A 13528-nucleotide genomic window follows, 5' to 3' on the forward strand; every position below is an offset into this window, starting at 1 on the left:
AATAAATAAATAAATAAATAAATAAATAAGTAAGTAAATAAATAAATAAATTATAAAAGAGCATGTTTAAAAAATTCAAACATGCTCTTTTATTAAAGGAAATCAGTTTAATATGAATGACCTAACCCGTTCCAATAAAAAGAAACGATTTCTTGTGCTAATTCATCTATATTTGCATGAATTGGATTGTGATTTTCACCCTTGAAATTCCCCATGGATAATAAAGCGACGAAAGCGTGAGCAGCAAATTTAGGGTTTCCTTTAGGGATTTCTCCAATTTGCATCGCGTCATCAAGTGCTTTTTCCAATACTTTATACATGTTATCTTCAGCATTTTTTAATTCTTTCAATTGTTCTTCAGATAACGACAGTTTTGCATCTTTCATGAAATTCTTCATATCAATATCCGTCGTTGCTTGTAAATAAACTTTAGCGAAGTCTAATAATCTTTCTTCTAAAGTTTTGTTTGTAGAGAGTATTTGCGACATACTTTCGCGTATACGTACCATCATTTGGATCATAGTAACGGTAAATAAATCGGCTTTTGTTGAATAGTAATAGTAGACGGTTGCCTTTGTAACACCACAAACTTTTGCGACCTCATCCATTGAAACGACTTGATAATTTTGAGTAAGAAATAAGCGAGTTGCAACTTCTAAAATGGTTTCTTTTATAGATTTTGTATTTTTATTTTGACGAGGCCTTCCGAGAGGACGTTGTTTTTGTTCCAAATACATTCGCTCCTGACATTTATGATTGAGATAATTATAACATAATTTTTAATCATTCTTGATTAATTAACCGACCAGTATATATAATTAATATTGGAGGGAAAAAGGAAGGTGGGTTTTTATGAAAAAGCACCCGTTACATATGTTAGGGAGGCTTGTAGCAGGGAAGAATACGCAATGGATCACTTTATCGGTTTGGATTCTTATTACATTATTACTTTCATTTACGTTGCCACAAGTAAATAGTACGAAAGAACCGAATCCGAAAAATTTACCTGAAACAGCTATGTCGCAGCAAGCAGAAGCACTTATGAAAAAAGAGTTTCCTAATAATGCAGGAAATCCGTTGTTAGTAGTATGGCATAGAGATGGTGGATTACAGTCAAAAGACTATAAACTAATACAGGACGTTTACAAAGAGTTAAAGACGAGTCCTTTAAAAGAACAATCAACGTTACCACCATTTGATACAATCCCAGAGCAAGTATTATCAAAAAGTGCATCAAAAGATGGTACATCATTTGTTACACCGGTATTCTTTAATAAATCTGCTGGTACGGATGTATTAAAAGGAAATCTTGAAGAGTTTAGAAAAATAGTGAATAGTAAGGTGGATGAAGATCCATTTAAACAAAAAATAAGTGACTCTGGTTTACACGTTCGTTTATCTGGACCTGTAGGTATTCAAACAGATGCAGTTAGTTTATTTAGTCAAGCAGATGTGAAATTGTTAGTGGCTACTGTACTTCTCGTATTAGTTTTATTAATTTTATTGTACCGCTCACCAATTTTAGCAATTTTACCTTTACTTGTTGTTGGATTTGCATACGGTATTATTAGTCCTACACTTGGCTTTTTAGCTGATCATGGGTGGATTAAAGTAGATGCCCAAGCGATATCAATTATGACAGTATTATTGTTTGGCGCTGGTACGGACTATTGTCTATTTTTAATTTCGAGATATAGAGAGTACTTGTTAGAAGAAGAAAGTAAATATAAAGCGCTGCAACTTGCGATTAAAGCATCCGGCGGGGCAATTATAATGAGTGCATTAACTGTCGTACTTGGATTAGGAACATTATTACTGGCTCATTATGGTGCCTTTCATAGATTTGCAGTACCATTTAGTGTTGCAGTATTCATAATGGGGATAGCAGCTTTAACAATTCTTCCTGCATTTTTATTAATTTTCGGCAGAGTTGCATTCTTCCCGTTTATACCGAGAACAACTTCAATGAATGAGGAGTTTGCAAGAAAGAAAAAGAAAGTAATAAAAGTTAAAAAACAAAAAGTTCCCTTTAGTAAAAAGCTTGGAGATATTGTAGTACGAAAACCGTGGACGATAATTATGCTAACTGTGTTTGTATTAGGCGGATTGGCTTCATTCGTACCACGTATACAATACACATATGACTTATTAGAATCGTTTCCAAAAGATATGCCTTCCCGTGAAGGGTTTACGTTAATTAGTGATCATTTTTCAGCTGGTGAACTAGCACCAGTAAAAGTTGTTGTTGATACGAAAGGAAAAGATCTTCCTATTAAACAAGAACTAGAGAAATTTTCTTTCGTAAATACAGTGAAAGAGCCAAAAGAGGGAAAAGAAAATAAGCAAATACAAATGTATGAAGTTTCTTTAGCGGAAAATCCATACTCAATTGAAGCGTTAGATCAAATCCCTAAATTGAAAAACAGTGTAGAAAAAGTATTAAAAGATTCTGGGATTAGTAATGCTAAAGATCAATTGTGGATTGGTGGAGAAACAGCTTCATTATATGATACAAAGCAAATTACTGAACGTGATGAATCAGTAATTATTCCAGTAATGATTAGCATTATCGCTTTACTATTACTTGTCTACTTACGATCGGTTGTTGCGATGATTTATTTAATTGTAACTGTCGTCTTATCATTCTTCTCTGCGTTAGGAGCAGGGTGGATATTACTTCATTACGGTATGGGAGCGCCCGCCATTCAAGGCGCGATACCGTTGTACGCATTCGTATTTTTAGTTGCTTTAGGCGAAGATTATAATATCTTTATGGTTTCAGAAATATGGAAAAACAGAAAGACACAAAATCGCTTGGATGCAGTAAAAAATGGTGTAATACAAACAGGTAGTGTTATTACATCGGCAGGTTTAATTTTAGCAGGAACTTTTGCAGTATTAGGGACACTTCCAATTCAAGTATTAGTTCAATTTGGTATTGTTACTGCAATTGGCGTATTATTAGATACGTTTATCGTAAGACCATTACTTGTACCGGCAATCACAGTCATTTTAGGTCGTTTTGCTTTTTGGCCAGGGAAACTTTCAAGAAAGAGTGAAGAAGTACAAAAGGTGGATGCATAGTTAAGAAAGCCAAGGATATTTTCCTTGGCTTCTTTCAATGTAGTTAATTAATTTTTTGAAGTTAAATCATCAGCTGCAGCGTGATCAGCATCTTCAATTGTTGTTTCGGGCATTCCGTATAAGCCGTTCATTGCTTGTTCTTGGATAGTAAGGTTTGCAGTATTATTATTTTGAATAGATGTAGTGTTTTCAGTAACATTTTCTTTTTTATTTATATTTTTGTCATTCATGTATGTATCCTCCAAAAAGTGATTTGATGTATTAGTAGTATGTGAATGGATTTATAGAAATATGTGAATGAATTTAGGCGTGGATTATATAATTAAATAGAAAACTTAGGGTGAAATTTAAACTGTAAGGAGTGAACTTGTATGGTACAAACAAGAAAAATAGCCTCCTAAAAATAAAAACAATCTTTTAGGAGGCTATCCAAATGAAATTTCATGTAATTGATAGGGAAACTTGGAATAGAAAGCAGTATTTTGAATATTATTTAGAATTAAAATGTACGTTTAGTATGACAGCAAATGTTGATATTACACTTTTGACAGAGAAAGTACGTCAAATGGGAATTAAATTTTATCCGACTTTTATTTATATAATTTCGAGAATAATAAATAAACATAAAGAATTTCGAACATGTTTTAATGAAGAAGGAGTTTTAGGCTATTGGGAGGAAATGATACCCAGCTATACAGTTTTTCATAAAGATGATAAATCTTTTTCGAGTATATGGACGGATTATTCTAGTGATTTCCATATTTTCTATAAAAACTATGAAGAAGATATGAGATGCTATGCTAATGTTCATGGTCTTTTCACGCAAGAAAATATTCCGCCAAATGTTTTTCCAATCTCTAGCATACCTTGGACCACTTTTACTGGATTTAATCTTAATATTAATAAAGATGAAAATTTTCTATTGCCAATTATAACTTGTGGGAAATATTTTAACGAAGGAAACAAGGTTATGCTACCAGTTTCATTGCAAGTACATCATTCGGTTTGTGATGGATATCATGCGAGTCAATTTATAGAAGATTTACAGCAGTTAAGTAACACTTGCAACGAGTGGCTTAAGTAATATCTAATTTTTAATTATATAAAGGGAAACTTTAATCAGTGGGGGTTCTGTTCATCCCCCACCAATCGGGCTTTTACGGGCAATTGATCCCCCACCTAACTTCTTTGCTTACGCTGAATTTTGAGGTGGGGGTCTTACTGCCCGGCAAATAGCGGGATAAAATTGAAAATGAATAAAAGAAGAGACCATGTTTAGTTTATATTACGTGGTCTCTTTTAATTATTCATTAATACTAAGTAACTGTGGAAAATATAGGATGATTTGTAGTTTAATAGTAAAGAGAGCGATTAGTGTTAATTTTCTTTGTTTTTAAAAATTTAAGGATATAAATATTTTAATAGGGGGGAATAAAGTGAAATTCGTAAGCATTGAAAAAGATGAGATCCTAATTGGGAATATGGCAAAGTTGTATTGTAAAGCGTTTGAGAAAACAAATTTAAATGAAATGATCGAAAGAATGAAAAGACATATAGAATATACAGGTTTTAAAGGGGTAGTAGCAATAAATGATGAAAATGAAGTAGTTGGTTTTACTTATGGTTATCGCTCAATGGAGGGGCAATACTATAATCAATTAATGAGAGAAGCGTTACATCTAGAGCAAGTAGACGAATGGTTACAAGATTGTTTTGAATTTGTAGAGTTAGCAGTTCACCCGCAATATCAAAATGAAGGTCTTGGAACGAAATTACATAATGAATTACTAGAAGGGATTTCAAATAGAACGAGTGTGTTAACAACACAAATAAACAATGAAAAAGCGCGTTCGTTATATGAAAGATTAGATTGGGTAAATGTATTGGAGCCATTTTATCCTAGTAAAAATGATGTTTCATATGTAATAATGGGAAAAGCATTAAAAACAAAAGTGAATTGATAATTATGTCGTTTATAAACGTTGTCAGTTTGTAACAATGAAGGGGAAAACAAAAATGACGATAATATCTATAGAAAAAGCTACAATTATAGATGCTGAGGAATTAACAGAAATAATGAAAAGTACATTTGATGCAGAAGCAAAACAATGGTTATACGGCCAAGATGATGTCATTGATTATAACATTCAGCCGCCAGGATATTCTTCAGTTGAAATGATGAAATATTCCATTGAAGAATTGAATTCTTTCAAAGTGGTAATGGATAAAGAAATAATCGGAGGAATAATAGTTACGATTTCTGGTAAGTCGTACGGTCGAATTGATCGTATTTTTGTAGATCCTGTTTATCAAGGAAAAGGAATTGGATCATATGTTATTAAATTAATAGAAAAAGAATATCCGAACATAAAGATTTGGGATCTCGAAACATCTAGTAGACAAATTAATAATCATCACTTTTATAAAAAGATGGGGTACCAAATGATTTTTGAATCGGAAGATGAACATTGTTACGTGAAAAGAATAAAAACAAGCTCAAACAAAGAGAGTGTAGTTATAAATAAAGATATGAAAAATAATCAATACGAAAACTGTAATTTAGCAAATACAGAGTATTATCAAGTGAATTTAAAAAATAGTGCATTTGTTAGTAGCAATATAATGAATATGAATATGAGTAATTGTAATGTAAGTCAATCAAAATTTAGAAATATAAATTTTAGAAGGTCATCATATGCAGATTTAAATTTTTCTGGTAGTAAATTTAATTTAGTGACTTTAGGTGGAGTACAATTTAAAAATACAAGTCTAGGAGACGAGAAGGAACCTATTTTATTCGACAACTGTGATTTGGAAGGTAGTTCCATAAGTAATAGTAATCTGAAAAATATTGAAATAGAAAATTGTGATATAACCGGTATGAAAATAAATGGTATTTCAATTAAAAATCTCCTTGATTTATATAATCAGGTGAAAAGTTAACCACATCCATATGTTGTTAATCCGTTTGGAAATCAAGCGTTATATCGAAATAATTATGTAAAAATGACATAAATAAATGCGAATAAGAAGGTCATTCATGCAGGGTTCTAGAACAACAACACAATATATTATTTGTATGGAGGAGAGAAAAATGGGGATCAACGTTAGAGCAGTAGAAATACAAGATGCTAGAGCAATTCATCGAATATGTATACAGGATGACGTTTTACCGTATATGGTTTTCTTACCTAGTATGCGTGTAGACGCTATGGAAAATAGAATTCGAAATTTAGCACCAAATCAATTCGAATTTGTTGCAGAGTATGATGGGGAAGTTGTCGGTTTTGTAGGTTTAACACAAAGTCCGGGACGAAGATCTCATTCAGGCGATTTATTCATTGGGGTAGACAGTGAATATCATAATAAAGGAATTGGGAAAGCACTTCTTACGAAGATGCTTGATCTGGCTGATAATTGGCTAATGTTAGAGAGAGTAGAACTAGGTGTGTTAGAAACGAATCCAAAAGCAAGAGCTTTATATGAAAAATTCGGATTTGTAGAAGAGGGAATAAAGATAGGGAATTTGAAAGCTCACGGAAAGTTTATTAATGAAATTATGATGAGTCGTTTTAGACCGGATGGTTTAATTGTACATAATGAATAGTTAAAAGCATGGCAGTATACTGTCATGCTTTTTTATTAGAATTTGGCTGTAATAAAAATAATGCTAAACCAATAAAAATAACGGTAATTCCTAGTCCTTGTTGTAAAGAAATGACCTCATTTAATATAAAGTACGCCAGTATACAGGTTCCAATTGTTTCTCCTAAAATACTCATAGAGATCACAGTAGCACCCATCCATTTTAATAACCAATTAAAAATTGTTTGTCCTAAAATTGTAGCAATGAAAGCTAATCCAATAAAGCACATCCAAGTTTGTGTAGAGTAATGGATGAAAGGTTCTTGTTGCGTGAAAGCAAATATGCCAAGAAAGAAAGCACTACTTCCATAACTAATTACCGAATATGGTATAAGTGACAAATCTTTACGAACGTGTTGGCTAATGAAAAAGTAAGCAGTAATGATACCGGCAGCTATAAACGCTAAAATATCTCCGTATAAAGCTTCACCACTAATTTGGAAATCTTGCCAGCCAATGACGATACTTCCTGAAATGGCAATGAGGCAACCGATAATCGCTCCTTTCGTAAACCTCTCCTTAAATAAAAAATAACCACCAACCATTGAGAATAAAGGTTGTAACGTTACGATAACCGTAGAGCTAGCCACAGAAGTATATTGTAATGATTCAAACCATAGTACATAATGTGCAGCTAAAAATAGCCCAGATATGAATCCGAATCCCCATTGTTTTTTCGTTAATGTTTTTAGTTCGTTTCGATTGTTTTTATTAAGTAGTAATAACGGTAACAGGATCAGTGTGGCAAAGAATAATCGGTAAAAAGCAATGATTGCGGCAGGAGCATCTGCCAATTTCACAAAAATTGCTGAAGTTGATAAGGCGAATACACCAAAAAATAAGATGCAATATGAAAGAATAGGTGATTTCAAAGTTTGTCCCTCCGATAGAATGTTTATTATAATAAACTTAATACGATATAATGTACAAAAGTAAGTATATAAGTCTAGGGGATGATAGGAAAGGATTATTTGCTTTTGTTTAGTATGTCAGCACAAAGACAACGAAACATGCATTATGATGGACGGAAGGAAGTTTTACTATGATACATGAAAGACTTGGACAAACCGTATTAAGTTATCGTAAGAAAAATAATATGACAATTCGTGAATTCGCTGAGTATGCAGGGATTAGTACGTCACTAATTAGCCAAATTGAAAGAGGACATGCTAATCCTTCTTTAAATGTTTTGGAGTTAATTGCTAAAGCATTAAATGTACCGCTGTTTACACTTTTTATTAACGATATTGATACAGATTCGCTCATTTCTAAGAAAAAAGATCGAAAAAAAGTATATCGGGAAAACAATGATCACATTGTATATGATGTATTAACACCAGATTTTATGAAAGCGCGTATTGAAATGCTAATGATGGATTTAAATAAACAAGCAAACACAACAGAAAGCCACTATTCCCATGAAGATAAGGAAGAGATTGCTGTTATTATGAAAGGGGAAGTGTATGTGGAATTGGAGGGAAAAGAATATTTTTTAGAAGAAGGCGATGTTGTACGTATTCCACCGAATGTGAAGCATCGATTTTTGAATAAAAGTGATGAATCGAATCATATTTTATTTGTACTGACACCATCTTTAGGATGAAAATATAGTGATTTTTATCCAGCATTAACGGGCAGTAAGACCCCCTCAAAATTCAGCGAGGGATCGGGCTGCCCGTAAATGCCCGATTGGTTCAACTAATAATCAGTGGGGGGGATGAACAAAAACCCCACTGATTAAAGTTTCACTTTATTAGGGGAGATAGAAAATGGAAAATAAAAACATTTTAAAAGGCGCCCTTTCAATTATTTCTAAATGCAAAAAAGAAACAAATGATATTTGGCATGCACATTTTGGAGCAGCTGCAATTGCTAGTTATTTTTTCATGAAAGATAATAATATTGATGAAGAAACAGCTCGTAATACGTATTCGCAACAAGGATGATGCTGAACAAGAAAAAAATTGGTGAGATGATTGATGATAAAAAAGAAATAGATTTTCAAATTGCGGAGAGTATGATTATAAAATCTTTAGAACAAACGATTGATGAACTTCATTGGGTGGGGCATAACGTCATTTATGCGTCATTAAGTTTATTAGCTATGAAAGAGCTACAAAAATGGGGAGATAATCAAGCAATTGAAGGGATTACTACTCTTATTTTATCATTTCGAAAAACAATTCCAGGTAGGTCGTGGATTGGTTATACGACGAAAGAAGTAAAACAATTAAGTTTTGAAGATGAGATACAAAGTGAATTGAGTAATCCAACACAAGTATCTCAGTTCATTTTAAATGAGTTATCGAAATTTAATAGTATTTATCGAGCGGAATTACATCATGATTTAATTGGACATTTGCTTACTTACTCCCACGCAATTAATATAATGTACGATTTAGGGCATATAGATATATTTCAACGAGGGATACGTCCACTTTTAAAACTAGTATACGTACTACGAGCTAGCCAAAAGCTCAAGCCGAATACTGAGATAACTTTACACTCACCTGTAGATCGATTACCTTTAATCCAATCTAAACGTGCAAATATTATACCAACTGAAAATATATTTTGGATAAAAGACTACAGTGAATTCGCTTGGGATTTTGATCATGTATTTAAATTCTCATATAGTTATTTTAATCATATAAAGAGAGCACCAGATTATAAAGATATAATATTAGAAAAATTTCGGTATGTTATTAATTCTTAATGAACGTTAATAATCTGAAAAAGGAAGCTTAATCTAGTTTCTTTTTTTGTTAGTAGTATATTATTTTTTCAAATATGTAAGATTTTACATGCGTATTTTACTTTTACTAATTATGTAAGTAGGCTATACTGAAATACATACATTTTATTTTTGGAGAGATGTAAAACGACATGGAACTAACGAAATTGGAAAAGGTAATTGAAATAAAAAAAGAAGAACTTTTATATTTAGTATCAGATTATGGAATTCAACATGAAAAAGTATTGGCATTGAGTCAAGAACTAGACAAATTAATCAATTATTTTATGTTTTTAAAATAAAGAGAACTATGACGTGGTTTGTAAATGTTATAGTTCTTTTTTATTTGGTAATTTGAAAATATATTCGATATACTAATAATTGACAGAATATTACGTTTTAAAGGAGGTGGATACATGATACTACATACGCATATTTCGGGAGAAGGAGAACCAATTATGCTTTTACATTCTGGTGGTATGACAGGTTTGGTAGAATTCGAAGAACAGGTAGCATTCTTTCGAGAACAAAATTATCAAGTTATTCGCCCTGATTTAAGAGGGCATGGAAGATCAGGGGGGACATTGGAGAATTATTTCCTACGTTCTGTTAAGGATTTACATGATACATTAGAGCATTTACAAATTAATAGATGTCATATAGCTGGTGTTTCACTAGGGGGATTAGTAGCTTTATTGTTTGCAAAGAAATATCCAAATAAAGTGAGGACATTAACTTTTTCAGGTATCTTTCCGGTTAAGAGGGATAATTGGGAAGAGTCTCAAGAGTATGAAGCAAAGTGTCATCAACAATTGATGAAAAATGAAGAAGTTGTAACTTATATGAATCAAATTCATGTGAAAAGTGATTGGAAAGCATTGTTTGAATCGTGGCAGGCTAAAGATTGGTATCCATTCGATGAAACTGGTGATGTAGCTAAACTTCAAGTACCTGCACTTTGTATTGTTGGGGGAGATTCAGAGGAGGAAGTTACAGCTGCTACAACGTTTAAGCAATTAAATGCCAACATACATATCGCGGTTATTCCGTTTGCTGGTCATTTAGTACATAGAGATCAATCAGAAATATATTCAAATATATTGTCTAATTTCTTACAGAATGCGCAACTTGCTAGTCGAATATAAGGACTTTTGGGTATAATAATAAAGGAATTATTAATTGTATCGGTTAGGAGCGCAGCACATATGAAAACAGTTGTTGTTATCGGTGGAGGTATAACAGGACTTTCTACTATGTTTTATTTAGAGAAATTAAAGAAGGATTACAATATCAATTTAAATTTAATCCTTATCGAGAAAGAAGAGTATTTAGGTGGTAAAATCCATAGTGTGGAAGAAAAGGATTTCATTATGGAGTCAGGAGCGGATTCTATCGTTGCTCGTAATGAACATGTTATGCCACTTGTAAAAGATTTAAATTTAGAAGATGAAATGGTATATAATGAAACGGGTATTTCTTACATATATTCTGAAAATATGTTACATCCGATTCCTTCTGATACTATATTTGGGATACCAATGAGTGCCCGGTCGTTGTTTAGCAGTACGCTAGTTTCAACGAAGGGAAAAATTGTAGCTTTAAAAGATTTTATAACGAAAAATAAAGAGTTTACGAAAGATACATCACTTGCTCTATTTTTAGAAAGTTTTTTAGGAAAAGAGTTAGTAGAAAGACAAATCGGCCCTGTGCTTTCCGGTGTGTATTCTGGTAAATTGAATGAACTTACAATGGCATCTACATTACCTTATTTACTGGATTATAAAAATAAATATGGAAGTATTATTAAAGGTTTTGAAGAGAATAAAAAACAATTTCAATCAGCAGGAAATAAAAAATTTGTATCATTTAAAGGTGGACTATCTACGATAATTAATCGCTTAGAAGAAGTGTTGACTGAAACTGTCGTAAAAAAAGGTGCTATAACGACAGCTATAAGTAAGCAAGAAAATCGATATGAGATTACATTTGCAAATCATGAAACAATACAAGCTGATTATGTTGTTTTAGCAACGCCACATGATGTCGCGCAAACTTTATTACAGTCTAATGAATTAAACGATCATTTTAATACATTTAAAAATTCATCACTTATAAGTATTTACTTAGGATTTGACATACTAGATGAACAACTACCGGCTGACGGCACAGGGTTTATCGTAACGGAAAACAGTGATTTACATTGTGACGCGTGTACATGGACAAGTCGAAAGTGGAAACATACATCGGGTAAACAAAAATTATTAGTAAGAATGTTTTATAAGAGTACCAACCCGGTATATGAAACAATCAAAAATTATAATGAAGAAGAATTAGTACGAGTCGCTTTATATGATATTGAAAAGAGTCTTGGAATTAAAGGTGAACCAGAAGTAGTCGAAGTTACAAATTGGAAAGACTTAATGCCGAAATATCATTTAGAACATAATCAAGCGGTTCAAGCATTACAAGAAAAAATGACGGATCTTTATCCTAATGTATATTTAGCTGGTGCGTCATATTACGGTGTAGGAATCGGTGCTTGTATTGGAAATGGAAAGAATATGGCCAATGAAATAATGGCTACATTAAATGAACAGTCAAAATAATACTGTAGAATAAATAAAAACTGTCCCTTCAGAAAATGGAGGGACAGTTTTTATTTATTTTACTTGAATGGAAATTTTACTGTTTTCTTTTATTGTTAATGTTATTTCTCCGGACTCTTTAAATGAATACGGTGATAGTTGATAAATATCTTTTATATTATGTTTTTCTTGTAACGTATTTATCGGTATTAATATGATATTTGGCTTCCATGTTTCTTGTTTCCCTGAAGGATACTCTATTAGTATTTCTGGATTTTTTAACTGCATTGATTTCCAAGAGACGAGATACAGTTGAACTTCTGTATCTTTTTTTAATAATTCTTTGGAGAAATAACCGAATTCGCCAACATTACCGAAAACAGTATAGTTTTGATTTTTTAATTTAATATCTAAATAACTAGGTTGATATGTTACAGCATGATAAGTTCCATATGAAAGTGAAAGTATGGAAACGATTAAAATACCGATTGAAAATGTCTTAAAGCTATTTCCTTTAAAGCTAGTTATCATGAATGAGTTGGGTGTGAATTTTTTGGCGAATAAAAAAATGAGTAATATGAGTAAGAGGGATAAGCCGATGAATATATACATAGATTTTGACACCTCCATAGCGTAAAGTGTATTAACTATATTTTACCATAAATGTATGGGGGAGGGTGTTTATTTAGAAGGAGAAAATAAAAAACAAATTCTTTACAGTCCTTGATAATTTTACATTTAATTTTTGGGAATTATAGCATGATGCTTGTGTCGTTATAAGAAGGTATGCAATTCGTGTATATAGAATAAAGAGGGAATGCGTCACTAGAAATGTTTGATTTATGGAACAATAAGGACTTTCCTAATTATAAATATTTTTTCTGCTATAATGAATGAGTAGAGAGAGGAGTGATCCTATGGTATTTCCTATATTAGAAACAGAACGCTTACGTTTAGTTGAAATAGAACAATCTTATTGTCAAAAAATATATGAAATCTTTTCATTGGATGAAGTAACACGTTATTATGGTATGAATTCTTTTACGGAGTTTGGACAAGCTTCACGTATGATCGAATCTTTTTCAAAAAATTACTTTGAGAAGAAGGCAGTACGATGGGGGATTGTGTTAAAAGAAACGAACGTTTTAATAGGAACAATTGGACTAAACAATTTACAATTATGGAGTAAACGATCTGAGATTGGATATGACTTGCACCCTCGTTATTGGGGAAGTGGTTATGCGTCAGAAGCGGCTCGAGAAATTATTGATTATGGATTTAAAGATTTAAGTTTGTTTAGAATTGGAGCTATTACATACCCTGAAAATGTTACCTCTTGTAGAATGCTATCTAAAATCGGCTTTCAAAAGGAAGGCTTGTTGCGCGGATATATTCATCAAGGAAATAAGCAACATGATGCATTATTGTATTCTATAGTGCGAACTGATGTTGAGGACATAAATTTATAATAAAAAAACCC

At 32.2% G+C, this 13528-nt stretch carries 14 protein-coding genes and 1 pseudogene; 11 read left to right on the plus strand and 4 right to left on the minus strand.

The features are described 5' to 3' along the window. Positions 1–107: 107 nt before the first annotated feature. A complete protein-coding gene (locus COK05_RS27000; protein ID WP_141539275.1) occupies positions 108–731 on the minus strand; it encodes a TetR/AcrR family transcriptional regulator in 624 nt (207 codons plus the stop codon). 121 nt (positions 732–852) lie between these two features. Here COK05_RS27000 and COK05_RS27005 point away from each other — a divergent pair, with 121 nt between their 5' ends. Then, positions 853–3084 (plus strand): MMPL family transporter, encoded by a 2232-nt coding sequence (locus COK05_RS27005; RefSeq protein WP_098614996.1) that lies wholly within the window; start codon positions 853–855, stop codon positions 3082–3084. Between the two features lie 47 nt (positions 3085–3131). On the opposite strand, the gene COK05_RS27010 is transcribed toward COK05_RS27005, so the two are convergent. Further along, the gene (locus COK05_RS27010; protein WP_098614997.1) at positions 3132–3314 is read right to left on the minus strand and encodes a DUF4021 domain-containing protein; all 183 of its coding nucleotides are present in this window, start codon (positions 3312–3314) and stop codon (positions 3132–3134) included. A 203-nt stretch (positions 3315–3517) separates the two neighbouring features. Here COK05_RS27010 and catA point away from each other — a divergent pair, with 203 nt between their 5' ends. From catA to COK05_RS27030, 4 genes are all read left to right on the plus strand, one after another. Beyond that, a complete protein-coding gene (gene catA, locus COK05_RS27015; protein ID WP_098614998.1) occupies positions 3518–4168 on the plus strand; it encodes a type A chloramphenicol O-acetyltransferase in 651 nt (216 codons plus the stop codon). Between the two features lie 352 nt (positions 4169–4520). After that, the gene (locus COK05_RS27020; RefSeq protein ID WP_098614999.1) at positions 4521–5045 is read left to right on the plus strand and encodes a GNAT family N-acetyltransferase; all 525 of its coding nucleotides are present in this window, start codon (positions 4521–4523) and stop codon (positions 5043–5045) included. Positions 5046–5082: 37 nt separating this feature from the next. Then, on the plus strand, positions 5083–6027 hold the full coding sequence (locus COK05_RS27025; protein WP_141539276.1) for a GNAT family N-acetyltransferase: 945 nt from the start codon (positions 5083–5085) through the stop codon (positions 6025–6027). Between the two features lie 151 nt (positions 6028–6178). Further along, positions 6179–6691 (plus strand): GNAT family N-acetyltransferase, encoded by a 513-nt coding sequence (locus COK05_RS27030; protein WP_098615010.1) that lies wholly within the window; start codon positions 6179–6181, stop codon positions 6689–6691. Positions 6692–6713: 22 nt separating this feature from the next. Here the strand turns inward: COK05_RS27030 and COK05_RS27035 are convergent, their stop codons facing one another. Continuing rightward, complete coding sequence (locus COK05_RS27035) at positions 6714–7601, minus strand: DMT family transporter (protein ID WP_098615001.1); 888 nt, start codon at positions 7599–7601, stop codon at positions 6714–6716. Positions 7602–7771: 170 nt separating this feature from the next. Here COK05_RS27035 and COK05_RS27040 point away from each other — a divergent pair, with 170 nt between their 5' ends. The 5 genes and pseudogenes from COK05_RS27040 (at position 7772) to COK05_RS27060 (ending at position 12069) form a co-directional block, all read left to right on the plus strand. Continuing rightward, entirely contained in the window at positions 7772–8332 is a 561-nt protein-coding gene (locus COK05_RS27040) for a helix-turn-helix domain-containing protein (RefSeq protein WP_098615002.1), read from the plus strand. Positions 8333–8498: 166 nt separating this feature from the next. Further along, positions 8499–9445: pseudogene (locus tag COK05_RS27045) on the plus strand (hypothetical protein). A 170-nt stretch (positions 9446–9615) separates the two neighbouring features. After that, positions 9616–9765: an aspartyl-phosphate phosphatase Spo0E family protein gene (locus COK05_RS27050; protein ID WP_098615003.1), complete on the plus strand. Its 150-nt coding sequence runs from the start codon at positions 9616–9618 to the stop codon at positions 9763–9765. A 114-nt stretch (positions 9766–9879) separates the two neighbouring features. Beyond that, positions 9880–10608: an alpha/beta fold hydrolase gene (locus COK05_RS27055; protein WP_098615004.1), complete on the plus strand. Its 729-nt coding sequence runs from the start codon at positions 9880–9882 to the stop codon at positions 10606–10608. Between the two features lie 60 nt (positions 10609–10668). Next, positions 10669–12069 (plus strand): protoporphyrinogen oxidase, encoded by a 1401-nt coding sequence (locus tag COK05_RS27060; protein ID WP_098615005.1) that lies wholly within the window; start codon positions 10669–10671, stop codon positions 12067–12069. Between the two features lie 54 nt (positions 12070–12123). Here the strand turns inward: COK05_RS27060 and COK05_RS27065 are convergent, their stop codons facing one another. Next, positions 12124–12660, minus strand: coding sequence for a hypothetical protein (locus COK05_RS27065; protein WP_098615006.1), 537 nt, complete (start codon positions 12658–12660; stop codon positions 12124–12126). Positions 12661–12965: 305 nt separating this feature from the next. On the opposite strand from COK05_RS27065, the gene COK05_RS27070 reads away from it, so the two are divergent. Next, on the plus strand, positions 12966–13517 hold the full coding sequence (locus COK05_RS27070; protein ID WP_098615007.1) for a GNAT family N-acetyltransferase: 552 nt from the start codon (positions 12966–12968) through the stop codon (positions 13515–13517). Positions 13518–13528: the final 11 nt, after the last annotated feature.

The sequence above is a fragment of the Bacillus cereus genome (genome assembly GCF_002567495.1).
GTDB lineage: Bacteria > Bacillota > Bacilli > Bacillales > Bacillaceae_G > Bacillus_A > Bacillus_A cereus_AQ.

Bases quoted from the DNA above. Each gene is read 5' to 3' on its own strand.
- catA (WP_098614998.1), top strand. From the start codon at position 3,518: ATGAAATTTCATGTAATTGATAGGGAAACTTGGAATAGAAAGCAGTAT.
- COK05_RS27050 (WP_098615003.1), top strand. From the start codon at position 9,616: ATGGAACTAACGAAATTGGAAAAGGTAATTGAAATAAAAAAAGAAGAA.
- COK05_RS27065 (WP_098615006.1), bottom strand. From the start codon at position 12,660: ATGTATATATTCATCGGCTTATCCCTCTTACTCATATTACTCATTTTT.
- COK05_RS27060 (WP_098615005.1), top strand. From the start codon at position 10,669: ATGAAAACAGTTGTTGTTATCGGTGGAGGTATAACAGGACTTTCTACT.
- COK05_RS27070 (WP_098615007.1), top strand. From the start codon at position 12,966: ATGGTATTTCCTATATTAGAAACAGAACGCTTACGTTTAGTTGAAATA.
- COK05_RS27055 (WP_098615004.1), top strand. From the start codon at position 9,880: ATGATACTACATACGCATATTTCGGGAGAAGGAGAACCAATTATGCTT.
- COK05_RS27040 (WP_098615002.1), top strand. From the start codon at position 7,772: ATGATACATGAAAGACTTGGACAAACCGTATTAAGTTATCGTAAGAAA.
- COK05_RS27010 (WP_098614997.1), bottom strand. From the start codon at position 3,314: ATGAATGACAAAAATATAAATAAAAAAGAAAATGTTACTGAAAACACT.
- COK05_RS27005 (WP_098614996.1), top strand. From the start codon at position 853: ATGAAAAAGCACCCGTTACATATGTTAGGGAGGCTTGTAGCAGGGAAG.
- COK05_RS27025 (WP_141539276.1), top strand. From the start codon at position 5,083: ATGAAGGGGAAAACAAAAATGACGATAATATCTATAGAAAAAGCTACA.
- COK05_RS27030 (WP_098615010.1), top strand. From the start codon at position 6,179: ATGGGGATCAACGTTAGAGCAGTAGAAATACAAGATGCTAGAGCAATT.